Source organism: Oxalicibacterium sp., assembly GCF_057353965.1.
Genome location: NZ_JBMQZD010000002.1, coordinates 1 through 25545 on the forward strand (window position 1 = coordinate 1; position 25545 = coordinate 25545).

The window sequence follows — 25545 nt, forward strand, 5'->3', positions numbered from 1 at the left end:
CCTTTCGGCGCTTGCCGCTTCCGCTCTTTCGTGTTGACGACTTCCTGCACTGCAATTGGAATGACTTTGTGGTTCATGATTGTTCCTAAATCAGCGTACAAACTTGGAAAGCCGCGACTTTCCAAATACCGTTTTCATGCCTTGCTTCAACTTGCCGGACGATGACGACACCGTCATCATCCTCACTCTCCGCTATCTACGTTTGTGCGCTGATTCAGTTCAATCATCGCTCACCGTATATAGCGTCCATCCTTGCCTACCAATGTCAGTTCGACATAGTTACCGCCCGTGTGATCCTTGCTGCTGTAGCTGAGCGATACGCCGCCCATGTCCACCCGCTGCATCGTCTCCAGTGCATGCACCAGATTCTCACGCGTCAGATTGCGGCCACTTCTTCGCAATCCTTCCACCATCACCTTGGCCGACAGAAAACCTTCCATCGCCGCATAGGAGACCGTTGCTCCCGATGCCTTGGCCGCAGCCTGGAACTCCTGTCCCAGCACCGTCGTCGACAGATTCGGCGGCGGCGTGATTTGCGACACGATGATGCCTGCCGCATCCGCGCCCAGATCCCGAATGAAATCCCGCGACGAATTGTTCGACAGCGTCATGATCTGCATCCTTCCGCCGCGCGCCCGGATTGCCTTGATCACGTCCACCGTGTTCGCTCCCGAACTGACGATGATCAATGCGTCCGGCGCTTCGCCTACCAGCTTCTGCGCCACTGCATCGACGTCGGGCTTCAGGCGCGGAAAGATTTCTATAAAGGCCGGCGTCAGCTTGTATTCCACCATGCCCTTGTTGAAACCGTTCACGCCGTCCAGTCCCAGCGCGTCGTCCTTCTCATACGTCAACAGCCCGATATGTTTCATACCGAGCGTGTTGAAGTGTTCGATGGCTTTCACCACCTCGTCCTGGTACTTTGCCCGGACGTTGAATACCAATCTGTTGACCGGCACATGCAGGCTTTCAGCCCCTGTGCTTGGTGCGATCAACGGCACCTTGCGCGCCTCCAGTTCAGGCAAGATCGCCAGCGTCTGCGGCGTCCCACGGCTCTGGAACAATGCAAAGACCTTGTCTTTCTCTATCAAGCTCTTCGCATTGGCCGCAGCTCTCTCCGGCAAATACTGATCGTCCAGCGTGCGGAGCTCGATCTTGCGACCGTTGACACCCCCCTGCTTGTTGACGACTGCCAGATAGGCGCGCGCGCCCTCATTCATTTCCTTGACGGTTCCTGCTGCCGTACCGGTCACGCCGATCGTTTGACCGATCAGAATCGTGGAATCCGTTACGCCGTCCTCGGCGACCGCCACCTGCAACATACTGGCAAACATCGCCAGCACCGATATAGCCCGCAAAACCGCTTTGCTCATCAGTTTCTCCCCTTTTGAAGCCACATATATGCTTTTTTTTGCATATCTTTAGCCTTTTCGGGTGCGCGTATCTTATCGATGACGCTACCCACACACATTGACCAAGGTCAATTTTCACACATGATCTTGCGTGCATATATGGATTCAAGACTCAAAGATACGCTAAAAATTCCGCTTCTGCACGCATCCCCCACCAAAAAGAATGATTCTCATTTGCGACATGCGCGACTACCATTTCGATGCAGAACTTCACCCGCAAAGATTCACGTTTTTCTCACATCATCGCGCGAGGCACTACATTGGCTATAAATAGCCAATACAAACCCGTTTTTAATCATTCCCTCTGGTGCTCTTATAAGCGCATAAACAAAAAAGCCTCTCCAATGGAGAGGCTTTTTATCATGCACCGAACATACTTGCCTTACGAGATCACACCCTCGCTGCGCAAATCGGCGATATCCGTGCTGGAATATCCCAATTGCGACAGCACTTCTTCATTGTGCTCACCCAGCAGTGGCGAACGTGTTACTTCGGTCGGGCTGTCGGACAGTTTGATCGGATTGCCGACCGTCAGATACTTACCACGTACCGGATGATCGACTTCCACGATCGTGCCAGTCTCGCGCAACGACTGCTCTTCGGCGATTTCCTTCATCGACAGGATCGGACCGCAAGGAATGTCGAATTCGTTGAGGATATCCATCACCTCGAACTTGGTCTTGGTCTTGGTCCATTCTTCGACCGTCGCGAAGATATTCTTCAAGTGTGGCAGGCGCGAAGCCGGCGTCGCGTATTCAGGATCGGACAGCCACTCTTCCTTGCCGATCACCTTGCAGATCGCTTCCCACACCGGCGCTTGCGCGATGAAGTAGATGTAAGCGTTAGGATCGGTTTCCCAGCCTTTGCACTTCAGGACAGAACCCGGCTGACCACCGCCGGATGCGTTGCCCGCACGTGGCACGGCCTCGCCGAACGGGGTGTCCGGATACTGCGGATATTCCTTCATCACGCCGGTGCGATCCAGACGTTGCTGGTCGCGCAGCTTGACGCGGCACAGGTTCAGGACGGCATCCTGCATTGCTGCCAGCACGCGTTGGCCACGGCCGGTAGTTTGACGCTGGATCAATGCAGCCATGATGCCCAGTGCAAGGTGCATACCGGTACCGGTGTCACCGATCTGCGCACCGGTTACCAGTGGTGGACCATCGTCGAAACCGGTGGTCGAAGCAGCACCACCAGCGCATTGCGCGACGTTTTCATAGACTTTGCAGTTTTCGTAAGGACCAGGACCGAAACCCTTGACCGACGCCATGATCATCTTCGGGTTCAGTTCCTGAATACGCTCCCAGCTGAAGCCCATGCGATCCAGTGCGCCCGGCGCGAAGTTTTCAACCAGAACGTCGCATTCCTTGATCAACTTTTCCAGAACAGCCTTGCCCTTCGGGTTTTTGGTGTTCAGCGTGATCGAACGCTTGTTGCCATTCAACATCGTGAAATACAGGCTGTCCGCTTCCGGAATGTCGCGCAATTGGCTACGCGTCACGTCGCCTTCGCCGGCGCGCTCGACCTTGATCACATCAGCGCCGAACCATGCCAGCAACTGGGTGCAAGCAGGGCCGGACTGCACGTGCGTGAAATCCAGAATGCGGTAACCGCTTAGTGCCTTACTCATCCACTACTCCTTGTACAAAAAACGCGAGCAGACATGTCGTCCGCTCGCGCCGTGAGCGTCTGCTCATGACCATCCAACATCGTTTCTGGGCGCATCGGAGACTGTTCCGCACACCCGACCTTGCGCTCGCGCGCGTGCTTTTTAGTGCGCGTATCATAGCGATCCGCCTGCGCCGGCATCATTGATCCCGGTCAATTTCATCGCCGATACTACGCCTCGCCGCTCCCGCTTTTGACAGGATCCTGTTGGCCTTCTCCCATCTTGCTTTGCCTACCGATCGCGCGTGATCAAAGCCTGGGACGAAACCCGTTATGCTACCGTTAAACTGCTTTCCTGCCTACCCGCTGCGCCGCTCTTTTCCGCAGCATCAGGTTGGCAAAGCGCCAAAATTCGTCAAAATCGGGACAACCTGCCGCGATAGCCGACACAGTTCGGCAGAAAATAAAAAAGGCGCCTTTCGGCGCCTTTTCAGGATTGGCTGCTACTTGCCTATTAAACTGCTTTTGCAGCGTGCATTTCAGCGATCTGCTCTTTGGTGTAACCCAGTTGAGCCAGGACTTCGTCGGTGTGCTCACCGAGCAGCGGCGATGCCTTGATTTCCGGCTTCAGATCGGAGAATTTGATCGGGCTGCCGACGGTCAGGTACTTGCCACGTGCCGGATGATCAACTTCGACGATGGAGCCGCTGTCACGCAGCGACTTGTCTTCGGCGATTTCTTTCATGGAGAGAACCGGTGCGCATGGGATGTCGAACTTGCGCAGGTAATCCACGGCTTCGAACTTGGTCTTGTCTTTCAACCATTCTTCGATCGTTGCGAAGATATCGAAGATCTTGTCTTGACGTGCATCCGGCGTGTTGTATGCAGGATCGTCAATCCATTCTTCCTTGCCCAGCGCCTTGCAGATCGGCGGCCATGCGTGATCTTGAACGGTGAAGTAGATGTAAGCGTTAGGATCGGTTTCCCAGCCCTTGCACTTCAGAACCCAGCCCGGTTGGCCACCACCGCCGGCGTTACCGCCACGTGGGACAACGTCGGTGAATTTGCCGTGCGGATATTGCGGGTATTCCTTCAGGAAGCCCACTTTTTCCAGACGTTGCTGGTCGCGCAGCTTGACGCGGCACAGGTTCAGAACGGCGTCTTGCATCGAAACGGCGACCTTCTGGCCTTTGCCGCTCTTCTGACGGCTCATCAGAGCGGTCAGAATACCGATTGCCAGGTGCATACCGGTGTTGGAGTCACCCAGAGCAGCTGCCGAAACGGTCGGAGGACCATCCCAGAAACCGGTCGTCGAAGCAGCGCCACCAGCGCATTGTGCGACGTTTTCGTAGACTTTCAGGTCTTCGTAGTGGTGGCCTTCGGAGAAGCCCTTGACCGATGCCATGATCATGCCAGGATTCAGTTCCTGGATACGCGCCCACGAGAAGCCCATACGATCCAGAGCGCCCGGACCGAAGTTCTCGACCATGACGTCGGATTCCTTGATCAGCTTCTCCAGAACTTCCTTGCCTTGCGGAGTTTTGGTATCGAGGGTCAGCGAGCGCTTGTTGCTGTTCAGCATCGTGAAGTACAGCGCATCAGCATCCGGGATATCGCGCAGCTGGTTACGGGTAACGTCGCCGGAACCCGGACGTTCGACTTTGATGACATCCGCGCCAAACCACGCCAGCAGCTGGGTACATGCAGGACCAGCTTGCACGTGGGTAAAGTCGATGATCTTGATCCCTTCTAGTGGTTTGCTCATTGATGAATTCCTTTTCAATCGTTTAACTTATTACTGAAGCAGTTGCAATGCGGTTCTGCCCAGATAAAAAACTCCACCTTGCGGTGGAATATTTGCCAGCTGTTTAGCCTGCCTATTGTATATCCAATATCCGATCAGCGCCTGCTCACGACCCCGACCGGAATACTTGCTGTTTTTTATCCCATCATCCTCGTCGCGAAGATGATGGGAGCTCGGATATCGTTGGAGCAGGCACGGGCGCGGGGATCCGCGCCCGCACGGCAATTACTTCTTGCCGATCGTGCTGACGATGTTCAGGTTGCCGATACGGCCCGATTCAACACCAGCTGCCGGATCGATGATCGCGTCGATGATGGTGGTTTTGCCGGACTTCATCGATTCTTCCAGCGCCTTGGCCAACTCTTCCGGCGTCGTCACGCGAACACCTTCGCCACCCAGCGATTTGCTGAACAGGTCGTAGCGGGTGTTCGGGTTGAACAGCATGCACGAGAACTGGTGGTTCGGGCTGGCTTCGTCACCGCGGTAGATACCGCCGTTGTTCATGATGATGACGGTGACCGGCAGGTTGTAACGGGTCAGCGTTTCGTATTCCATGCCGCTGAAACCGAATGCGGAGTCGCCGCACACTGCCACGACCGGCTTGCCGGATTCGACGGCTGCTGCAACTGCAGAACCCATGCCGACGCCCATCACGCCCCAGGTACCGGTATCCACACGCTTACGCGGTTGGTACTGATCGATGACCATACGTGCGTTGTCCAGTGCGTTCGCGCCTTCGTTGACCAGGATGGTGTCCGGGTAGTTCTTCAGCACGTCACGGATCGCGCCCAGCGAGTTGTGATAGTTCATGACCGGGGTTGCCGTCGACAGCTTGCTTGCCAGCTTGGCGCGGGTACCCGAAGCTTTTTCTGCAACAGCGTTCATCCATTCGGTCGGCTTGGTCATGCCTTTCAGGCCAGCGCGCAGTGCGTTGACGCAGGACTGGACGTCACCAACCAGCGGTGCGTGGATCTGCACGTTGCTGTCGATTTCGTTTGCCTGGATGTCGATCTGGATGAATTTCTTCGGATTGCCCCAGGTTTTGCCTTTACCGTGCGACAGCAGCCAGTTCAGACGTGCGCCGATCAGGACGACGACGTCGGACTCTTGCAGGACCATCGAACGCGCCGCAGCGCCGCATTGCGGGTGCGTATCGGAGATCAGGCCTTTTGCCATCGACATCGGCGTGAACGGGATGCCGGTTTCTTCGACCAGCGCCTGGATGTCGGCGTCGCATTGTGCGTAAGCAGCACCTTTGCCCAGCAGGATCAGCGGCTTCTTCGCGCCTTTGATCAGGTCGACAGCGCGCTTGACGGCGTCAGGACTAGGGATTTGTGCAGGAGCCGGATCAACCGGAACCCACAGCGATTTCTTGCCTTCTTCTGCCGGCATCGTGGTGCTGAACAGACGAGCCGGGATGTCCAGATAGACACCGCCCGGACGGCCGGACAGTGCGGTGCGGATTGCGCGAACGACTGCAACACCGATGTCTTCGACGCGGTTGATACGGAACGAAGCCTTGCAGTGCGGACGAGCGATGTTCAGCTGATCCATTTCTTCGTAGTCGCCTTGCTGCAGGTCGACGATTTCACGCTCGGACGAACCCGAGATCAGGATCATCGGGAAGCAGTTCGTCGTGGCATTGGCCAGAGCGGTCAGGCCGTTCAGGAAGCCAGGAGCCGAAACGGTAACGCAGATACCAGGCTTCTTGGTCAGGTAACCAGCAACCGACGCGGCGTAGCCGGCGTTCTGTTCATTACGGAAGCTGTAGAAGTTGTTGCCGCGAGCTTGCCACATGCGACCAACTTCGGTCACCGGAATACCGAGCAGACCATAGATGTTCTTGATGCCGTTCATTTCCAGCGCATCCATCAGCAGATGGAAGCCATCAGTCAGCTCGACGTCGGCTGCTGTTGCTTGAATGTCGTTTTTCATAATGATGTTCTCTTCGTTGATTGCGAATTAGGCTGAGCCAAGCTCAACACTGCCGTTGAAAAAACCGTACCTTGACGGCCGTTTCGTTACTTGAAAGGCATCTCTAAAAATCCAAAACGGACTTTTAGAGATACCCTTTAAACGTGCTCTATACGCATCGTTAATCAAGTGGAGGTATCATATCGATCTGCCTGCGCATCTATCATTGACCCCGGTCAATTTTCATCGCATGATTCACTCCCTGCGCAGCCCCTAATCCTGCTTTCTTGCCGCCAATGCCGACTGTCGACAGCCATCCTGAAAAAAACGTGATCCGCGTTCAGCTGAGGCAGAATCTGGGCTTAAAGGACATAACGGATAGCGAATGGGCCGAACTGGAACCGCATCTGGTTATCGTTGACTGTCCAAAGGGCGATTTTCTGCTGCATCAAGGCGTGCATGAAATGGAGCAATATTTCATCCTTGACGGCATCCTCAAGCGCGTTGTTACCAATCAGCAAGCCAAGGAAATGATTCTGCGCTTCGCTGACGAGCGCAACATGGAAACCAGTTACGCTGCCTGGCGCCTCAAAACGCCGACGCCATACAGCATCATCTGCGTTACGAAAGCACGTGTCGCCAAGTTGCCACTCCAGCAATGGATTGCATTCATGGACAAGCACGAGCATGTCAAACATGCGTTCGAATACGATGTCATGCAAGTCATGAGCGACATCATGGCGCATACCATTACCCTGCATCTGCTGGATGCCCCCGGACGTGTACAACGCTTCTTGCGCAAACATCCGGAATTGTTCGATCGTATTCCGAAGAAAGAGCTGGCGTCCTATTTGAACCTATCTCCGGAAACACTCAGCAGGCTGAAGCATCAGGGAAAAATCTGACCTTGGCAAATGCGAATATTTCATTCGCAAGTGAATATTCCGATATCACTGCTGCCATCCTTGGTTTGAACGAAAATCTTCCTCCCGCATTTTCATAAGTCATTACCATATCTTTATAGATATCTTTTTCTTGCTCTATTTTTAACACAACAAAATATTAGCTATTTAATAAAAAATCCCGCAAGGCATAGCCTTGCGGGATTTTTTGTAACGTTTGCAGTCGTTTTATTCTGCTTCGCGATGTGCCGCAAATTCGTCTTCTTTCGGAGGACGGATCTTTGCGATGATCTTCGAGATCAGCGGCCAGAACAGCATGATCAATGCCAGCGTGGTGATGCTACCAACCAGACCGTTCGAGAACATGATCATCACGTCACCTTGGGACGACAGCATTGCCTGACGGAACGAGTCTTCTGCGTTACGACCCAAGACCAGCGCCAGAACCAGCGGTGCGAGCGGATAGTCGAGTTTCTTGAACAGATAACCGATGATACCGAATATCAACATCAGCCAGGTATCGAACATCGCGTTACCGACCGTGTACGCGCCGATACCGCAAATCACGATGATGACCGGAGCGATGATCGAGAACGGAATACGCAGGATCGATGCAAACAGCGGAACGGTCGTCAACACAACCAGCAGGCCGACCAGGTTACCCAGGTACATACTGGCGATCAGGCCCCACACGAAGTCGTGCTGCTCAACGAACAGCAACGGACCAGGTTGCAGACCCCAGATCAGCAGACCGCCCAGCAGAACAGCTGCCGTCGGCGAACCGGGGATACCCAGTGCCAGCATCGGCAGCAGCGCCGAGGTACCAGCAGCGTGTGCAGCGGTTTCCGGTGCAACCACGCCTTCGATCTCACCCTTGCCGAAGTTTGCGCCGTTCTTGCCCATCTTCTTGGCCAGGCCATAGGACATGAACGAAGCCGGCGTTGCACCACCCGGCGTGATACCCATCCAGATACCGACGCATGCACTACGCAGCGACGTGATCCAGAATTGCGGCAGGCGTTTCCAGGTCTGGAACACAACCGCTGGGTTGATCTTCGCGTTTTTACCGGAGAATGCCAGGCCTTCTTCCATCGACAACAGGATTTCACCGATACCGAACAGACCGATAACTGCGATCAGGAAGTCGAAACCGCGCATGAACTCTTCGAAACCGAAGGTCAGACGCAATTGACCCGTCACCGTATCCAGACCGACGCATGCCAGGGCGAAGCCCAGTGCCATCGAGCCCAGGATCTTCATCGGCGAACCTTTACCCATGCCGACGAAGCTGCAGAACGTCAACAGGTAGACCGAGAAGAACTCCGGCGCACCGAATTCGAGCGCGAAGCTCGCAACCAGCGGTGCCAGGAAGGTGATCATGATGACCGCAAGGAATGCACCAATGAAAGACGACGTAAATGCCGCAGTCAGCGCTGCACCGGCTTCACCCTTCTGCGCCATCGGATACCCGTCGAATGTAGTCGCAACCGACCACGGCTCCCCCGGAATATTGAAAAGCACGGAAGTGATTGCACCGCCGAACAACGCGCCCCAGTATAGGCATGACAGCATGATGATCGCCGAAGTCGGTGACATCGAGAATGTCAACGGCAACAGAATAGCGACGCCGTTCGCACCACCCAGACCAGGCAAAACGCCAACCAGAACGCCCAACGTAATGCCGACGATCATCAGCAAAAAGTTGGCCGGGCTCATTAGGACTGCGAACCCGTGAAATAGTGAATTAAGTTCATCCATTTTGACTAAAACTCCTTGAATTCCTTCTGACTAAACAGCCACCTCGACCGCCCAGGCTTAATAGCCGAGGAATGCCAGAGGATCCAATAACCCTTTGTACAGTGGGACCTTGAACCACACTTCGAACATCAGGAAGAACACGGCATTAACCGCGAACGCAATGATGATCGCCTTGATGGCCGAATACTTGCCCAGGAAAATCATGAACAAGGCGATAAAAACCGCAGATGCAACATACACGCCGAAAATCTCGATACCGCCAACGTAAATGATCGAAGGGATGAAAACCTGCAGTACGCGGACAATCTGTTCCTTGTCGGCGAACACTTCCATATTCTTGTTTTTTCCGAACAGGCATTGGCACAGGGTGACCGCACCGGAGAGCGCAATAAGAACGCCCATGCCGAAGGGGAAGTAACCCGAGCCTGGGCCGGTAGGCGTCCAACCGGCACCGAGACGCCAGCTAGTCACGATGATAAGGATGCCGAGTGCCAATAGAATTGCGGCGACCACAGCATCGACTACGTAAGTAGCCACGCCCGTACGAACGCCATCGCCGGATTCCAAATTCTGATCCATGAGGAATGCTCCTGAAATTTTTACTTGAGTGCGGGCAGAGGAGACTGATACTGCCGCCGCGCACGGCGGCAGTATCAGCTATTGCGCCCTATGATTACTTCTTGGCCATGAAGCCGGCTTCTTCCATCAGAGTTGCATGCTGCTTCTCTGCACTTTCGAGCCAGGCCTTGAAGTCGTCGCCAGTTTTGAAGGACGTGTTGAACGCGCCTTTTTCCATGTAGTCTTTCCATTCCGGCGTTTCACGCACTTTTTTGAACAGATCGACATAGAAAGCCAGTTGGTCGGCCGTTACACCTGGCGGCATGAAAATGCCACGCAGCATCGTGTAATCGGTCGGGATACCAGCTTCTTTACAGGTAGGAACGTCGTTCCACGATTGGGTTTCGGTGATCTTTGCCTTGTATGGCATACGCTCGTTATCGAACACGCACAGCGCATTCAATTTACCCGCACGCCATTGCGAGACTGCTTCGATCGGGTTGTTCACCGAAGAATCGATGTGGTTGCCAACCAGCTGCACAGCAACCGTGCCGCCGCCTTTGAACGGAATGTAGATGAACTTGGTGCCGGTTGCTTTTTCCAGGCCAGCAGTGATGATCTGGTCTTCCTGTTTGGAACCCGTACCACCCATCTTGAATTTGTTCGGGCCAGCAGCCTTGACAGCATCAATGTAGTCTTTTGCGGTCTTGTATGGCTTCTCAGCGTTGGTCCACAGGACAAACTGATCCAGTGCCAGCATGGCGACCGGGGTCATGTCTTTCCAGCTGAACGGAACACCCGTTGCCATCGGCGTGGTGAACAAGTTCGACAGGGTGATGACAATCTTGTGTGCATCGCCTTTCGAGTTCTTCACGTCAAGGAAACCTTCAGCGCCAGCGCCACCGGAACGGTTGACGACGATCAGCGGCTGATCCATCAGTTTGTTTTTGATGACCGCACCTTGGATCAAACGTGCCATCTGGTCAGCACCGCCGCCGGTACCTGCCGGAACGACGAATTCAACCGGTTTGGTTGGCTTCCATGCGGCGAATGCCGGGGTTGCCGTCAGAGCTGCAGCAGCAAATGCACCCAGAGTGGCTTTTGCAATACCGCCTTTAGAAATGAATTCCTTGATCATTTACTGTCTCCTGTGAATAATAATTTTGATACTTTTTACTTCTGCCGCTTTTATTGAGCGCCTCGTGAGCACTGGCATCGTGCGACTTCGATGCACCGAAACATAACCTGCAGTTACTTTTTGTATTTTTCGAAAAAGATGGTGTGTCTTTTCTTCGAAAATTCTCTTGATCTGGATCAAGTTTTTGGACATCGAGAGCCCTCGCGATGTCCATGTAACATTCTCAAATTATGGGCTTGCGTCATGCGGCTCCTTTTTCCGCAATCTACAAACCTGTCAGTAGCTGTTTGTTCGACGTATCGAACGCACATCTGAACAACAGCACTTCGAATTCAGCTTTCCCTTGATTTTTGGGGACACCGCAAATAATTGCGAGAGTGTGCCACCTTAGCGGACAGCTGTGGGAAAAATAATGCTTGTCCGTGGGCGATATTCACATACTGTTAGCTCTACGTCCAGTACGTGTTAATACGTAGTAGCAGCGGATTTTGCGAGAAGCACGCCCTCGTTTCCTTGATTCAGGTTAAGAATCAGTCAGAAAAATCCCTCACCAAGACAAATACAGTCACTGCTTGCGCACCATTGGTATTGGAAGCCACAGCAGCTTGCACGCAAGCGCAAACAGACATGACAGATATAGCTACATATGTGGCGCATATTATGCAAAACGCCCATGCGATCTAGTCGACATGGGCGTTGTATTACTTACGATTTATTCTATCTATTAAGCGCATTTCTGCATCTTGACGTGGCCGGTTTCCTCGCCCATCGTCTTCGCCAGCAGCTTGACCAGCGAGTAGACAGTATCGATATGCGGCGTCGGCGTTTCGGTCAGACGACCGAGTTCGACGACGGAACCCACCAGTGCGTCGATTTCCGGGTCGCGGCCGGCTTCGACGTCCTGCAGCATCGAGGTCTTGTGCTTGCCGACCTTCTCTGCACCAGCGATACGCTTCTCGAGCGGCACGCGGAATTCGATGCCCAGCTTGTTCGCGATCGTCTGCGCTTCGGTCATCATCGCAGCAGCCAGTTCACGCGTCAGCGGGTATTGGCAGATGTCCTGCAGCGTCGAGTGCGATAGCGCGCTGATCGGATTGAACGTCAGGTTACCCCACAGCTTCAGCCACATTTCAGCACGGATGTTATCCAGCACAGGCGCCTTGAAGCCGCCCTTCGTGAAGCACTCGGAAACGCGGGTCACGCGTTCGCTGATCGAACCATCCAGCTCGCCGACCGGGAAACGGTCGCCTTCGATATGCTTGATGACACCCGGAGCGATCAATTCCGAAGCCGGATAGACGACGCAACCGATAACGCGGTCTGCCGGGATCTTGTCGGTGATCTTGCCTGTCGGATCGACGCTGGAAACGCGCGTGCCAGCCAGCTTGCCACCGTGCTTGTGGAAGTACCAGAACGGAATACCGTTTTGCATCGTGACGATGACGGTTTCCGGTCCGATCAGCTTGTGCAGGTCGTCGGCGATCGCTTCCAGCTGGTGTGCTTTCATCGCCAGGATGATCATGTCCTGCTTGCCGGCCTTGTCGTAGTCGTTCGTCGCCTTGACGTTCGACGCGACGTGCTCGGTGCCGTCTTCCATGATCAGCTTCAGACCGTTCTTGCTGATGGCTTCCAGATTGGCGCCACGCACGATACAGGTGACATCGTCGCCTGCCAATGCCAGTTTCACGGCAACGTATCCGCCGATTGCACCGGCTCCGATAACTGCAATTTTCATACTCATTACCTCAGTTTATTTGAAACTGTTTGTGAGCTTGCCGATGCCGGCAATCTCGACCTCAATCGTGCTGTTCGGCTTCATCGAACCGACACCGACCGAGGTGCCGCAGAGGATGATGTCGCCCGGATACAGCGTCATGTCGGCGGAAATCAGACTGACCAGTTGCTGCACCGAGAAGCGCATGTCGCTGATCGGGTAGTCTTGTCGAACGTCGCCGTTGAGGATGGTTTTAACGACCAGAGTCGTCGGATCGAGATCGGTCGCAATGGTCGGGCCGAACGGGCAGAACGTGTCCAGGCCCTTTGCGCGCACCCACTGCGGGAACGAGGAATCGCGGAACAGGATGTCGGCGACGGTCACGTCGTTTGCTACCGTGTAGCCGAACACATAGTTCAACGCGTCTGCCTCGGACACGCGTTTTGCAGTCTTGCCGATCACGATGCCGAGCTCGCCTTCGAACACGATTTTTTCATCGGTCGGCGGCTTCTCGATCGTTTCGCCAGGATTCAGATAGGAATTCGGTGCCTTGATCAGATACAGCGGCTCGGCCGGATCTGCCAGGTTCAGTTTTTTCGCGAGAGCGTGGAAGTTGTTCCACATCGCGATGATCTTGGTCGGCTGGGCCGGCATCAGCACCTTGACGTCATTGATGTTCACCACCGTGTCGGTCTTGACCGGATTGTTGAACATGTCGCCGGTGTGCACCTGGATATTGTCGCCTTCGAGCGTACCAAATTGCGTGTTGCCGGCGTGGCTGAAACGGACCCAACGTTGTGACATTTTTGACTTTCTATAAAAGAGCCGAAATTATAAACGCGGCATGGTGTCGCGTCCATCGGAAGCAGCCGTTGCACTCAGGCATGCAGCCGATCGGCAATGAATGAAAACCGCATCCGCGGAAAACATTTCTTCCGCGGATGCTGCGCTCTATTGCAGAGCGGGTACTTGCTTACAGAACCGACTTCAGCAGACGGCCCATTTCGGACGGATTCTTCGTCACTTTGATGCCGCAAGCTTCCATCACGGCCAGCTTCTCTTGTGCCGTGCCTTTACCGCCGGAAATGATCGCACCGGCGTGACCCATGCGCTTGCCCGGAGGCGCGGTGACGCCAGCGATGAAGCCGACCACCGGTTTCTTCATGTTGTCCTTGATCCAGCGTGCGCAGGTTTCCTCAGCATCGCCGCCGATTTCACCGACCATGATGACTGCATCGGTTTCAGGATCATCGTTGAACATGCGCAGCACGTCGACGTGCTTCAGGCCCGAAACCGGATCACCACCGATACCGACAACGGTCGATTGACCGAGGCCAAATTCAGCCAGCTGACCAGCGGCTTCATAAGTCAGCGTACCCGAACGCGAAACGACGCCGATACGGCCTTTCTTGTGGATGTGGCCCGGCATGATGCCAATCTTGATTTCGTCCGGCGTGATCAAGCCCGGGCAGTTCGGTCCGAGCAGCAGGGTTTTCTTGCCTTCCATGCGCTGCTTGGTACGGATCATGTCGCGAACCGGGATGCCTTCGGTGATGCAGATCACCAGATCGACACCTGCGTCGACGGCTTCATCGATCGCTGCAGCAGCGAATGGAGGCGGAACGTAGATGACCGAAACAGTTGCACCGGTTTCGGCTTTCGCTTCAGCGACAGTACCGTAAATAGGAACGCCTTCAAACGATTCGCCGGCTTTTTTCGGATTCACACCCGCGACGAAGCAGTTTTTGCCGTTCGCGTATTCGATACACATTTTGGTGTGGAACTGACCGGTTTTACCGGTGATACCTTGGGTGATGACCTTGGTGTCTTTGTTGATCAGGATAGACATTGATTATTTCCCCTGTGCTGCTTTGACGACTTTCTCAGCCGCTTCAGCCATGTTGTTAGCCGTGATGATCGGGAGGCCGGATTCAGCCAGAATTTTCTTGCCGAGCTCTTCGTTGGTGCCCGCCATGCGAACGACCAGCGGAACCTGCAGATCAACCTGTTTTGCTGCTGCAATCACGCCGTTTGCGATCACGTCGCAACGCATGATGCCGCCGAAGATGTTGACCAGAATCGCCTTGATGTCCGGGTTCTTCAACATGATCTTGAATGCTTCGGTCACTTTCTCGGTCGTGGCGCCGCCGCCGACGTCGAGGAAGTTGGCCGGTTCGCCGCCGTACAGCTTGATGACGTCCATCGTCGCCATTGCCAGACCAGCACCGTTCACCAGGCAGCCGATGTTGCCGTCGAGCGAGATGTAGGTCAGGTCGAATTTCGATGCTTCGATTTCAGCTGCATCTTCTTCGTCCAGATCGCGCATTTCCTGGATTTCAGGGTGGCGGTACATCGCGTTGGAATCGAAGTTGAATTTCGCATCCAGTGCAACGATACGGTCGTCGCCGGTCACGATCAGCGGGTTGATTTCAGCCAGCGATGCGTCGGATTCGTCGAAGGCCTTGTACAGGCCTTGCATGAATGCGCGCGCTTGGCCGATCGAACCTTCAGGAACACCGATCTTGCGAGCGATGTCGTCGGCTTCGCTGTCGAGCAGACCTTTGACTGGATCGATGAATACCTTGTGAATTTTTTCAGGGGTGTGTTCTGCGACGTGTTCGATGTCCATGCCGCCTTCGCTCGATGCCATCAGCGCAACGCGTTGGCTACCGCGATCGACGACCATACCGACGTACAGTTCTTTCTTGATGTCCGCGCCTTCTTCGATCAGCAGGCGCTTGACCAGACGGCCTTCAGGACCGGTTTGGTGCGTGACCAGCGTCATGCCGAGAATGTCGTTTGCGTACTTGCGCACTTCGTCCAGCGATTTCGCCACTTTGACGCCGCCGCCTTTGCCGCGACCGCCTGCATGGATCTGCGCTTTTACAACCCAAACCTTGCCGCCCAGTTTTTCAGCGGCCTGCACAGCCTCCTCTACGGAGAAACACGGGAAGCCTTTTGGCGTCGTAACACCGTACTTGCGCAGGATTTCTTTCCCTTGATACTCGTGGATATTCATGATCGTCCTTATTGATAACCAATTTTTAGCAGCGATTCGCTACGATATTTTTTGCATTTCATCCACGCAAAAACCGTCGATATTCTCAGCAAAAAGACAGCCATTCTAGCAATTCTCGACTCGAATTTAAACGGTGCCGGGATTGTCGGGGATGCGCCGCCCGAACGCCTTGACCTCGGTTAAGATTCGAAATCTGCATGCTGCAGCAGCCGATCCCCACTTGCTCTGCGGAACGGCGCACAGCCAGAAACAACCAATCATCTTCGCGTTTGAGCAAAAAATGAGATGAGCGGCATACTGCACGCGGCGCGATATCCAGCAGGTCAGCTGATATGCACAGTGCAGCACTTCACATCGCGATCACCGTTACATCAGATCATGAGACAACCGTGTGCGATGCCATGCTCGGACGTCGATTGCCGCAATGCCCAAAATTGATTTATGGAAACATCGCGATATCGCCGCCATGGTGGCGACCTGCGTCGCCAAACGCATCAGCGAAGCCTTTGCGCGCAAGACGCATGCGGAACGCTGATTTCACTACCCACCCCGAAGTTTCTTCGGGAATTCGGTGCATCTTAGGGACAAAAAATGATTAGGCATAGTTAAAGTATTTAATCATAATAATTCCCTTGGATTTATAGCTGGATTGCGATATGAAAAATGCAACATTGAGACAATTAAAGGTCTTCGAAACCGTTGCTCGCCATTTGAGCTTTTCACGCGCCGCGGAAGAACTGCACCTGACGCAGCCTGCCGTCTCCACACAAGTCAAAAAACTGGAAGAGCACGCCGGTCTACCCTTGTTCGAGCAGCTCGGCAAGAAGATTTATCTGACGCCCGGCGGCGCAGAGTTGCTGCATTACAGCCGCACCATCATCCAGCAATTCCAGGAAGCCGAAGATGCGATGACGCAGTTCAAGGGAATCACCGGCGGCAAGCTGAACGTCGCCGTGATCAGCGCGGGCGACTACTTCTTTCCGCGCCTGCTGGTCGAATTCGCACGCAACAATCCCGGCGTGACGCTGAATCTGTCGGTGCACAATCGCGAAGGCTTGCTGAACCAGTTGGCAAACAATCTGACCGACCTGGCGATCATGGTGCGTCCGCCGCTGGATATCGATACGCAAAACGAAGCGTTTGCACCGCACCCGTATGTGATCGTCGCCGCTCCCGACCATCATCTGGTGTCGCAGAAAAACATTCCGCTGAGTGCGCTACTGAACGAGCCGTTCGTCGTCCGCGAAAAAGGTTCGGACACCTGGATTTCGATGGAGGAAGGTTTGGCCGGCAACATGCCGCAAAACATCGTGATGGAAATCCGCAGTACCGAAACCATCAAGCAGGCTGTCATTGCCGGTATGGGGATCAGCTTTCTATCCGCCCACACGATCAGCCTGGAATTACAGGCAGGCAGCCTGGCCGTGCTGGACGTTGTGGGATTTCCGGTGATGCTGAACTGGTATGTCGTGCATCGCAGGAACAAACGCCTGCCGCCGGTGGCACAAGCCTTTCATGACTTCCTGCTGGAAGAAGGTCCGACGTTGATCGAACGCATCGTTCGCTACAATCCGAAACCCGGCAAGCAGATCAACGAGTTGAAGAAAATTGCCGGGCAATAAACCATCATCGGCCGCAACTGTCAACGTTTCTGGTTGCGGCAGACCATTCAACTCGACGCTCGTTCACCTTACGTAAAGAGGCAGGCCACATATGAAAAACCCGGCATATGCCGGGTTTTATTCGAAAGCGGATTGCTTCAACTATTAAATCACACCACTTTCAACACGATCTTGCCGATGTGCGTGCTGCTTTCCATCAGCTCATGCGCCTTCGCCGCTTCTTCCAGCGTAAACGTCTGATAGACGACCGGCTTGATCTTGCCAGCCGCAATCAGCGGCCAGACCTTCGTGCGCAACTGATGCGCAATCGCCGCCTTGAACGCCACCGGACGCGGACGCAGCGTGGAACCGGTGATCGTCAATCGACGCAGCAACACCTGTCCCAAGCTGATGTTGGCCTTGTTACCGCCGAGAAGCGCGATGAATACCAGGCGACCGTCGTCGGCCAGGCAACGCAGTTCGCGATCGGTGTAATCGCCGCCGACCATATCCAGAATCACGTCCACGCCCTTGCCATTGGTCGCAGCCTTGACGACTTCGCCGAAGTCCTCGGTCTTGTAGTTGATACCGCGCTCGGCACCCAGCACTTCGCAGGCACGCGCCTTGTCGTCGCTTCCCGCAGTAGCAAACACGCGATGCCCCATCGCTGCCGCCACCTGGATTGCCGTGACGCCAATGCCGGAGGTGCCGCCCTGCACGAGGAAGGTTTCGTCACGGGACAAATGGCAGCGATCGAAGACGTTGCTCCAGACGGTAAAGAAGGTTTCCGGCAGCGATGCCGCTTCCACCGCATCCAACCCTTTCGGAATCGGCAGGCACTGTTCAGCGGGTGCCGTGCAGTATTCGGCATAGCCGCCACCCTGCACCAGCGCGCACACCATGTCGCCCTGATTGAAACCGCTGCCCGCCAGATCGCCACCGACGATCTGCCCCGCCACTTCCAGTCCCGGTAGATCGGATGCGCCCTTCGGCACCGGATAGTTGCCGGTACGTTGCAGCACGTCCGGACGATTGACGCCGGCCGCATGCACCTTGATCAGCACCTCGCCGGCTTTTGCTTCCGGCATCGGGCGCTCGCACAGTTGCAGCACCTCCGGTCCGCCCGGCTGGGTAATCTCGATCGCACGCATGGGAAAATCCTTTGTCGTTATGGCTTTGAAGGCGGCAAGGATAGTCGATTCTCCGATTCCCTGCAGCGTCGCAAATCAGGCAAGTCAGCTGAACAGTGCGTTGAATTCCTGCACCGCGCGCTGCGGATCGCCAGCCATATAGACGCTGCTGATCGCAGCAACCATGTCGGCGCCATTTGCAACCAAAGGTGCGGCATTGTCTTTCGTCATGCCGCCGATGACCACGCTCGGCACTTTGCCCTGCGCTTTCCAGTCGCTGACGATGGTCGGCTTGGTCGTGACTTCGTATTTCTTCACGCGCGACGGATAGAAGCCGCCGAAGGCGACGTAGCTGGCGCCGGCCGCTTCCGATGCCTGCGCGCGTTCCAGGCTGCCATAGCAGGATGCGCCGACGATCTTGTCCGCACCGACCTGCTTGCGCACTTCGGCCACCGTTGCATCGGTACCGCCGACGTGGATGCCATCCGCATCGAGGGCGAGGCACAGATCGACGTAGTCGTTGATGATGAACGGCGTCTGATAGCTGCGGCACAAGGCCTGCAGGCATTCTGCCTGTTCACGGCGCTGCGCTTCATCCGCCGTCTTGTGGCGATATTGCAGCAATGCGATGCGGCCGCCCTTCAATGCCAGCTCGGAAATCTCCAGCAGCTTGCGGGTATCGTCCCAGTCGGGCGTGACCAGATACAGGCCGCGCAGGTTGGCTTTCTTGTCCATATTCACTCTCCTTGTGCGATCAGACGACGCGACCGGCCATCGGCGACGATGGCGAAGCGGCAAATTTTTTCGGAATACGGCCGGCCAGATACGCATTGCGGCCGGCGTCGATACCGAGCTTCATCGCATGCGCCATGCGCACCGGATCCTGCGCGCCGGCGATTGCGGTGTTCATCAATACGCCGTCGCAACCGAGCTCCATTGCGATCGCTGCGTCCGACGCGGTGCCGACACCAGCATCAACGATCACCGGCACTTTCGACTGTTCGACGATCAGCGACAGGTTCCACGGATTCAGGATGCCCATGCCGGAACCGATCAGCGAAGCCAACGGCATGATCGCGGCGCAACCGATGTCTTCCAGCATGCGCGCCTGGATCGGATCATCGCTGCAATAGACCATCACGTCGAAGCCATCCTTGACCAGCGTCTCGGCTGCCTTCAGCGTTTCCGGCATGTTGGGGAACAGCGTCTTCTCGTCGCCCAGCACTTCCAGTTTGCACAGCTTGTGGCCGCCGAGCAGTTCGCGACCGAGCTGCAGCGTGTAGACGGCATCGGCTGCGTTATAGCAGCCGGCCGAGTTCGGCAGCAACGTGAATTCCGATGGCGGCAATGCGTCTAGCAGGCTCGGTGCATTCGGGTCCTGGCCGATGTTCACGCGGCGGATCGCGACAGTGACGATCTCGGCGCCGCTGGCAAGGCTGGCTTCGCGCGTTTCGGTCAGGTCCTTGTATTTGCCGCTGCCGACCAGCAGGCGCGAACGATAGGTCTTGCCGGCGACAACGAACGGTTGGTCGGCAAAAGGCGTGGTTTGAGGAGCGGAATGGCTCATGATGATTCCCGTGTTCTTCAGTACGGACCTTGTCGCAAGTCCGCCGCGGCCCGCATCACGGATGCTGCAGGCATGATCAATACGCCGGGCGGCAGGTGCCGCGCCGGCACAGGCGACTCAACCGCCGCCGATGGCGCGCACGACATCGACGCGATCGGCCGGCTGCAGCTTGCGGTCAGCCCACTGGCTGCGCGGCACGATTTCGCGGTTGATGGCCACGGCGACCGCCTTGCCGGCCAGCGACAAGGCTGCCACCAGTTCCTCGACATTGTTGCCGTCGCCGACCTGGTGCGGTGCGCCGTTCAGTTCGATTTCAAACATCATTGCTTCTGATAAATTTCCGAGCCGCTTTTGACGAACTCGATCGATTTGACTTCCATGCCCTGCTTGAGCGCCTGGATTTCGGAAATGCCCTGATTGGCTGCGTAATCGCGTACTTCTTGCGTGATTTTCATCGAACAGAAGTGCGGACCGCACATCGAGCAGAAGTGCGCGACTTTAGCAGAATCCTTGGGCAAAGTCTCGTCGTGGAATTCGCGCGCCTTGTCCGGATCCAGGCCGATATTGAACTGGTCTTCCCAGCGGAATTCGAAACGCGCCTTCGACAGTGCATTATCGCGGATTTGCGCACCGGGGTGGCCTTTTGCCAGATCGGCAGCATGCGCGGCGATCTTGTACGTGATGATGCCGTCCTTGACGTCGACCTTGTTCGGCAAGCCGAGATGCTCCTTCGGCGTCACGTAGCACAGCATCGCGGTGCCGTACCAGCCGATCTGCGCGGCGCCGATGCCGGACGTGATGTGGTCGTAGCCCGGCGCGATGTCGGTCGTCAACGGACCCAGCGTGTAGAACGGCGCTTCGTGGCAGTGTTCCAGTTGCAGGTCCATGTTTTCCTTGATCAGGTGCATCGGCACGTGACCCGGACCTTCGATCATCACCTGCACGTCGTGCTTCCATGCGATCTGTGTCAGTTCGCCCAGCGTGCGCAGTTCGCCGAGTTGCGCTTCGTCGTTGGCGTCATAGATCGAACCCGGACGCAAGCCGTCACCCAGCGAGAACGACACGTCATACGCCTTCATGATTTCGCAGATGTCTTCGAAGTGCTCGTACAGGAAGGATTCCTTGTGATGCGCGAGACACCATTTCGCCATGATCGAACCGCCGCGCGACACGATGCCGGTCATGCGCTTGGCCGTCAGCGGCACGTATTGCAGGCGTACGCCGGCGTGGATCGTGAAGTAGTCGACGCCCTGCTCGGCCTGCTCGATCAGCGTGTCGCGGAAGATTTCCCACGTCAGGTCTTCGGCCTTGCCGTTGACCTTTTCCAGCGCCTGATAGATCGGCACGGTGCCGATCGGCACCGGCGAATTGCGAATGATCCATTCGCGCGTTTCGTGAATGTGCTTGCCGGTCGACAGATCCATCACGTTGTCGCCGCCCCAGCGGATCGCCCACGTCATTTTTTCGACTTCTTCGCCGATCGACGAGGTCACAGCCGAGTTACCGATGTTTGCGTTGATCTTGACGAGGAAGTTGCGGCCGATGATCATCGGCTCGACTTCCGGATGGTTGATGTTGGCCGGAATAATCGCGCGGCCGCGGGCGATTTCGTCGCGCACGAATTCCGGCGTGATTTCCATCGGGATCGACGCACCAAACGATTGGCCCGGATGCTGGCGGCCCATCAGCTCGGCCAGCTTGGCACCCTTTTCACCGGACTTCTTCAGTTCTTCCAGATACGCGCGGCGGTTCATGTTTTCGCGGATCGCGACGAATTCCATTTCCGGCGTGACGATGCCCTGACGCGCGTAATGCATCTGCGACACGTTCTTGCCGGCCAGTGCGCGGCGCGGCTTGCGATGCAGATTGAAGCGCAGTTCGGCCAGTTTCGGATCGTTCAGGCGTTCGATGCCGTATTGCGAGGTCGGGCCCGGCAGCTCTTCGGTGTCGTTGCGTTCCAGAATCCACGGCAGACGCGGCGTATTCAGGCCGGAACGGATGTCGATCTTCACGTCCGGATCGGTGTATGGGCCGGATGTGTCGTACACGTAGATCGGCGGATTCTTTTCGAAGCCGAACGACGCAGGCGTATCGGACTGCGAGATTTCGCGCATCGGCACGCGAATGTCGGGACGCGAACCTTCGATGTAGATCTTGCGGGAATTCGGCAGCGGCTGGATGGCTGCTTCGTCGACTGTCGCGGTGGCGGACAGGAATTTCGGATTGGCGTTCATATTGGCTCCTTGGCTAACTCAGTGGCTTGGAGCCAGCTCAGGAGTTTTCGAGAACGGATGGCAGTCGTCAAAAACATCAAAACGGACGGACCATCACAACTCGGCAGCTTCCCTTCGCTGGCATTATCCAGATCAGGTTCAAGGGTTTTTCTCACCCGGCCGAACGACGTTCGGTCAGGACCCCTAGCTTTACTTCGACTACAGATACAACGACTACCTTGCCAGTCTATGAGCCGCCGCTTCGGCGTTCATTGACCGCGGTCAAACTTTGGCGTCTGACATCGATGCATTCCAGACACATTGTCGTGACTCAACGGAATGCATCGATGTCAGCTCTGGAAAGCGGCAAGTCGCCCCCAGAGCAGCGGATTACTTCACCGTCGCGATGTGCAACAGGTTGGTCGTACCCGATTCACCGAACGGCAGGCCGGCCGTGATCGTCAGGTATTCGCCGACTTTCGCGAAGCCTTCACGCATTGCGGAGCTGACGGCAACCTGCACCATCTCGTCGACCGATGTGACGTCCTTGCCGACGATCGAGTGGATGCCCCAGACCCATGCCAGACGACGTGCAATCTTGATGTCCGGCGTAATGCTCAGGATCGAAGCATTCGGACGCACGCGTGCGCCGAACATGCTGGTGTGGCCCGATTTCGTGTAGGTCACGATACCGGCGGCGTTGACGACCGTCGTCACATCGCGCAGTGCGGTGACAATCGCATCTTCCGGCGTCGGCAACGGTGCAACTTGCTGCGCATCCAGCAACGTGCGGTAGGTCGGATCGGCTTCGACTTCCTTGATGATGCTGTCCATCATCTGAACAGCACGCACCGGGTTCTTGCCGCTGGCCGATTCGGCCGACAGCATAACCGCATCGGCACCTTCGTAGATCGCGTTGGCGACGTCGGAGGCTTCCGCCCGCGTCGGCATCGGCGATTCGGTCATCGATTCCAGCATGTGCGTGGCAACGATGGTCGGACGGCCGTACTTGCGTGCAGCACGGATGATTTCCTTTTGCGCGCGCGGCACTTGCGAGATCGGCAGTTCGACGCCGAGGTCGCCGCGGGCAACCATCACGGAGTCGGATGCCTTGCAGATGCCGTCGATGTCCAGCATGGCAGCCGGCTTCTCGATCTTCGACTGGATCAGTGCACGATCGCCGATGATCTTGCGTGCGTCTTCGATGTCGGAAACCTGCTGCACGAACGACAGTGCAACCCAGTCCACACCCAGCGACAGCGCGAATTCCAGGTCGACCAGATCCTTGGCGGTCATTGCCGGAATCGGCAGGATCGCATCAGGAACGTTCACGCCCTTGCGGTTCGATATCTTGCCGCCGACAGCGACCTTGGTGACGATGCGGTTGTCCTTGTTGCTTTCGACGGACAGGCGGATCTTGCCGTCGTCCAGCAGCAGCGTCTGGCCGGCGCCAACAGCTGCGAACAGTTCCGGATGCGGCAGATAGACGCGCGTTGCGTCGCCCGGGGTTTCATCGCGATCGAGCACGAACTGCTCGCCAGCGACCAGCATCGTGGAATCGCCATTGAAGGTACCGAGACGAATCTTCGGGCCTTGCAGGTCGGCCAGGATGGCGACCGGACGGCCGTACTTCTCTTCCAGGCTGCGCACGATCTGGTGACGTGCACGATGATCTTCGTGCGAACCGTGGCTGAAGTTGAAGCGGAACATGTCCACGCCCGCTTCGAACAACGCGGTAATGGTTTCCAGATCGCCGCTGGCAGGGCCCAGAGTGGCGACGATTTTTGCTTTGCGATTGCGTCTCATGACAGCTTTCTAAAAGTAACAATAAAAACTAGTGTGTCGTCATGCTGGCAATGCTTACTACAAGCATGACGACGAATGAGTTACAGGATCAGGATGGCCCGAAAATCATTAACGTTGGTCCGCGTCGGGCCGCTGACGATCAGGTCATTCAGCGCACTGAAGAAACCGTAGCCGTCATTGTTTTCCAGCATGGCTTTCGCGCTCAAGCCCTTGTCGGCGGCACGCTGCATCGAATCCGGCTGGTAGATTGCGCCAGCATTGTCTTCGGAACCGTCGATGCCGTCGGTATCGCACGCCAGCGCATGGATGCCCTGCTGGCCGTTCAGCGTGACCGCCAGGCTCAGCAGGAATTCGGCATTGCGGCCGCCGCGCCCCTTGCCGCGCACGGTGACGGTGGTTTCGCCGCCGGACAGGATCACGCACGGCTTGGCAAACGGCTGGCCGTAGGCTGCGACTTGTTTCGCCAAAGCGGCATGCACCATGCCGACATCGCGCGATTCGCCTTCCAGATCGTTGGACAGGATGTAAGGAGTGATGCCGGCGGCGCGCGCTTTCGCGGCAGCCGCTTCCAGCGCATGCTGCGCGGTCGCCATCACGTGATGTTCGTTGCGCGCGAAACGTGCGTCGCCCGGCTTCGGTGTTTCACCTGCGCCAGATTCCAGATGCTTGCGCACATTTTCAGGAATTTCGATGTTGTACTTCTTCAGGATCGCGAGCGACTGTTCGCACGTCGTCGGATCAGGCAGCGTCGGGCCCGATGCGATCACGCCCGGATCGTCGCCCGGCACGTCAGAGATCAGCAGCGTGACGACGCGTGCCGGTGCGCAAGCCAGTGCCAGGCGACCACCCTTGATCGCGGACAGGTGCTTGCGTACGCAATTCATTTCGGAAATCGTTGCACCGCTCTTCAGCAATGCCTTGTTCAATGCCTGCTTCTGTTCCAGCGTGATGCCTTCGCCGGGCAGGCTCAGCAGTGCGGAACCGCCACCCGTGATCAGGCACAGCACCAGATCGTCTTCGGTCAAACCCTTGACCATTTCCAGCATGCGGCCAGCAGCGGCACGACCGGCTTCATCCGGCACCGGGTGCGCAGCTTCGACCACTTCGATCTGCTTGCAGTCCGCGCCATGCTCGTAGCGCGTGACGACCAGGCCTTCGACCTTGCCCGGCCAGTTGTCTTCGACGACCTTTGCCATGGCAGCAGCACCTTTACCGGCGCCGATCACCAGCGTGCGGCCCTTGGCCGGCTGCTTGGGCAGATAAGCGGGCATGCACTTCTGGGGGCTCACGGCTTCTACGGCGGTGGCATACAGATCATTCAAAAACTGGCGTGGATCGATCGACATGTGGCAGGAATACGTTTTAAAAGTGAATCAGAACTGTGAAATCAAACCGGCA

Annotated in this window: 20 protein-coding genes and 1 riboswitch; of the genes, 2 read left to right on the top strand and 18 right to left on the bottom strand. The window is 56.2% G+C overall.

Annotated features, from left to right (window positions below; translation table 11 throughout):
* Positions 1-230: 230 nt before the first annotated feature.
* The 4 genes from ACO1VH_RS04480 to oxc form a co-directional block, all read right to left on the bottom strand.
* Positions 231-1373 (bottom strand): ABC transporter substrate-binding protein, encoded by a 1143-nt coding sequence (locus ACO1VH_RS04480; RefSeq protein WP_486242871.1) that lies wholly within the window; start codon positions 1371-1373, stop codon positions 231-233.
* A 421-nt stretch (positions 1374-1794) separates the two neighbouring features.
* Entirely contained in the window at positions 1795-3045 is a 1251-nt protein-coding gene (frc, locus tag ACO1VH_RS04485) for a formyl-CoA transferase (protein WP_486242873.1), read from the bottom strand.
* Positions 3046-3537: 492 nt separating this feature from the next.
* A complete protein-coding gene (gene frc / locus ACO1VH_RS04490; protein ID WP_486242875.1) occupies positions 3538-4788 on the bottom strand; it encodes a formyl-CoA transferase in 1251 nt (416 codons plus the stop codon).
* A 264-nt stretch (positions 4789-5052) separates the two neighbouring features.
* Positions 5053-6762 (bottom strand): oxalyl-CoA decarboxylase, encoded by a 1710-nt coding sequence (oxc, locus tag ACO1VH_RS04495; protein ID WP_486242877.1) that lies wholly within the window; start codon positions 6760-6762, stop codon positions 5053-5055.
* Positions 6763-7037: 275 nt separating this feature from the next.
* Here oxc and ACO1VH_RS04500 point away from each other — a divergent pair, with 275 nt between their 5' ends.
* Positions 7038-7646: a Crp/Fnr family transcriptional regulator gene (locus ACO1VH_RS04500; RefSeq protein WP_188422609.1), complete on the top strand. Its 609-nt coding sequence runs from the start codon at positions 7038-7040 to the stop codon at positions 7644-7646.
* A gap of 225 nt (positions 7647-7871) precedes the next feature.
* On the opposite strand, the gene ACO1VH_RS04505 is transcribed toward ACO1VH_RS04500, so the two are convergent.
* The 7 genes from ACO1VH_RS04505 to sucC all read right to left on the bottom strand — a co-directional run bounded on the left by ACO1VH_RS04505 (position 7872) and on the right by sucC (position 15830).
* The gene (locus ACO1VH_RS04505; protein ID WP_486242880.1) at positions 7872-9401 is read right to left on the bottom strand and encodes a tripartite tricarboxylate transporter permease; all 1530 of its coding nucleotides are present in this window, start codon (positions 9399-9401) and stop codon (positions 7872-7874) included.
* 57 nt (positions 9402-9458) lie between these two features.
* Complete coding sequence (locus tag ACO1VH_RS04510; RefSeq protein ID WP_486242882.1) at positions 9459-9980, bottom strand: tripartite tricarboxylate transporter TctB family protein; 522 nt, start codon at positions 9978-9980, stop codon at positions 9459-9461.
* A gap of 94 nt (positions 9981-10074) precedes the next feature.
* Positions 10075-11097 carry a Bug family tripartite tricarboxylate transporter substrate binding protein gene (locus ACO1VH_RS04515; RefSeq protein ID WP_486242884.1) on the bottom strand — a complete coding sequence of 341 codons (1023 nt, stop codon included), beginning with the start codon at positions 11095-11097 and terminating at the stop codon, positions 10075-10077.
* A gap of 724 nt (positions 11098-11821) precedes the next feature.
* Complete coding sequence (locus ACO1VH_RS04520) at positions 11822-12832, bottom strand: 2-dehydropantoate 2-reductase (RefSeq protein WP_486242886.1); 1011 nt, start codon at positions 12830-12832, stop codon at positions 11822-11824.
* A 15-nt stretch (positions 12833-12847) separates the two neighbouring features.
* On the bottom strand, positions 12848-13615 hold the full coding sequence (locus ACO1VH_RS04525; RefSeq protein ID WP_486242888.1) for a fumarylacetoacetate hydrolase family protein: 768 nt from the start codon (positions 13613-13615) through the stop codon (positions 12848-12850).
* Between the two features lie 169 nt (positions 13616-13784).
* Positions 13785-14660 (bottom strand): succinate--CoA ligase subunit alpha, encoded by an 876-nt coding sequence (gene sucD / locus ACO1VH_RS04530; RefSeq protein WP_486242890.1) that lies wholly within the window; start codon positions 14658-14660, stop codon positions 13785-13787.
* 3 nt (positions 14661-14663) lie between these two features.
* Positions 14664-15830, bottom strand: coding sequence for an ADP-forming succinate--CoA ligase subunit beta (sucC, locus tag ACO1VH_RS04535; protein ID WP_486242892.1), 1167 nt, complete (start codon positions 15828-15830; stop codon positions 14664-14666).
* Positions 15831-16486: 656 nt separating this feature from the next.
* Between sucC and ACO1VH_RS04540 the strand changes: the two genes are divergently transcribed.
* Positions 16487-17452, top strand: a complete 966-nt coding sequence (locus ACO1VH_RS04540; protein WP_486242894.1) for a LysR family transcriptional regulator — start codon at positions 16487-16489, stop codon at positions 17450-17452.
* Between the two features lie 149 nt (positions 17453-17601).
* Here ACO1VH_RS04540 and ACO1VH_RS04545 read toward each other — a convergent pair whose 3' ends face one another.
* The 7 genes from ACO1VH_RS04545 to ACO1VH_RS04575 form a co-directional block, all read right to left on the bottom strand.
* On the bottom strand, positions 17602-18582 hold the full coding sequence (locus tag ACO1VH_RS04545) for an NAD(P)H-quinone oxidoreductase (RefSeq protein WP_486242896.1): 981 nt from the start codon (positions 18580-18582) through the stop codon (positions 17602-17604).
* An 84-nt stretch (positions 18583-18666) separates the two neighbouring features.
* Positions 18667-19296, bottom strand: a complete 630-nt coding sequence (thiE, locus tag ACO1VH_RS04550) for a thiamine phosphate synthase (protein WP_486242898.1) — start codon at positions 19294-19296, stop codon at positions 18667-18669.
* A gap of 19 nt (positions 19297-19315) precedes the next feature.
* On the bottom strand, positions 19316-20128 hold the full coding sequence (locus ACO1VH_RS04555; RefSeq protein ID WP_486242900.1) for a thiazole synthase: 813 nt from the start codon (positions 20126-20128) through the stop codon (positions 19316-19318).
* A 117-nt stretch (positions 20129-20245) separates the two neighbouring features.
* On the bottom strand, positions 20246-20449 hold the full coding sequence (gene thiS, locus ACO1VH_RS04560; protein ID WP_188422749.1) for a sulfur carrier protein ThiS: 204 nt from the start codon (positions 20447-20449) through the stop codon (positions 20246-20248).
* Positions 20449-22362, bottom strand: a complete 1914-nt coding sequence (gene thiC, locus ACO1VH_RS04565; protein ID WP_486242902.1) for a phosphomethylpyrimidine synthase ThiC — start codon at positions 22360-22362, stop codon at positions 20449-20451. Before thiC ends, thiS begins: the two co-directional genes overlap by 1 nt.
* A gap of 92 nt (positions 22363-22454) precedes the next feature.
* Positions 22455-22557: riboswitch (TPP riboswitch) on the bottom strand.
* Between the two features lie 174 nt (positions 22558-22731).
* A complete protein-coding gene (gene pyk / locus ACO1VH_RS04570; RefSeq protein WP_486242903.1) occupies positions 22732-24147 on the bottom strand; it encodes a pyruvate kinase in 1416 nt (471 codons plus the stop codon).
* Between the two features lie 80 nt (positions 24148-24227).
* Entirely contained in the window at positions 24228-25493 is a 1266-nt protein-coding gene (locus ACO1VH_RS04575) for a glycerate kinase type-2 family protein (RefSeq protein ID WP_486242905.1), read from the bottom strand.
* Positions 25494-25545: the final 52 nt, after the last annotated feature.

Bases quoted from the DNA above. Each gene is read 5' to 3' on its own strand.
- ACO1VH_RS04480 (WP_486242871.1), bottom strand. From the start codon at position 1,373: ATGAGCAAAGCGGTTTTGCGGGCTATATCGGTGCTGGCGATGTTTGCC.
- frc (WP_486242873.1), bottom strand. From the start codon at position 3,045: ATGAGTAAGGCACTAAGCGGTTACCGCATTCTGGATTTCACGCACGTG.
- frc (WP_486242875.1), bottom strand. From the start codon at position 4,788: ATGAGCAAACCACTAGAAGGGATCAAGATCATCGACTTTACCCACGTG.
- oxc (WP_486242877.1), bottom strand. From the start codon at position 6,762: ATGAAAAACGACATTCAAGCAACAGCAGCCGACGTCGAGCTGACTGAT.
- ACO1VH_RS04500 (WP_188422609.1), top strand. From the start codon at position 7,038: ATGCCGACTGTCGACAGCCATCCTGAAAAAAACGTGATCCGCGTTCAG.
- ACO1VH_RS04505 (WP_486242880.1), bottom strand. From the start codon at position 9,401: ATGGATGAACTTAATTCACTATTTCACGGGTTCGCAGTCCTAATGAGC.
- ACO1VH_RS04510 (WP_486242882.1), bottom strand. From the start codon at position 9,980: ATGGATCAGAATTTGGAATCCGGCGATGGCGTTCGTACGGGCGTGGCT.
- ACO1VH_RS04515 (WP_486242884.1), bottom strand. From the start codon at position 11,097: ATGATCAAGGAATTCATTTCTAAAGGCGGTATTGCAAAAGCCACTCTG.
- ACO1VH_RS04520 (WP_486242886.1), bottom strand. From the start codon at position 12,832: ATGAAAATTGCAGTTATCGGAGCCGGTGCAATCGGCGGATACGTTGCC.
- ACO1VH_RS04525 (WP_486242888.1), bottom strand. From the start codon at position 13,615: ATGTCACAACGTTGGGTCCGTTTCAGCCACGCCGGCAACACGCAATTT.
- sucD (WP_486242890.1), bottom strand. From the start codon at position 14,660: ATGTCTATCCTGATCAACAAAGACACCAAGGTCATCACCCAAGGTATC.
- sucC (WP_486242892.1), bottom strand. From the start codon at position 15,830: ATGAATATCCACGAGTATCAAGGGAAAGAAATCCTGCGCAAGTACGGT.
- ACO1VH_RS04540 (WP_486242894.1), top strand. From the start codon at position 16,487: ATGAAAAATGCAACATTGAGACAATTAAAGGTCTTCGAAACCGTTGCT.
- ACO1VH_RS04545 (WP_486242896.1), bottom strand. From the start codon at position 18,582: ATGCGTGCGATCGAGATTACCCAGCCGGGCGGACCGGAGGTGCTGCAA.
- thiE (WP_486242898.1), bottom strand. From the start codon at position 19,296: ATGGACAAGAAAGCCAACCTGCGCGGCCTGTATCTGGTCACGCCCGAC.
- ACO1VH_RS04555 (WP_486242900.1), bottom strand. From the start codon at position 20,128: ATGAGCCATTCCGCTCCTCAAACCACGCCTTTTGCCGACCAACCGTTC.
- thiS (WP_188422749.1), bottom strand. From the start codon at position 20,449: ATGTTTGAAATCGAACTGAACGGCGCACCGCACCAGGTCGGCGACGGC.
- thiC (WP_486242902.1), bottom strand. From the start codon at position 22,362: ATGAACGCCAATCCGAAATTCCTGTCCGCCACCGCGACAGTCGACGAA.
- pyk (WP_486242903.1), bottom strand. From the start codon at position 24,147: ATGAGACGCAATCGCAAAGCAAAAATCGTCGCCACTCTGGGCCCTGCC.
- ACO1VH_RS04575 (WP_486242905.1), bottom strand. From the start codon at position 25,493: ATGTCGATCGATCCACGCCAGTTTTTGAATGATCTGTATGCCACCGCC.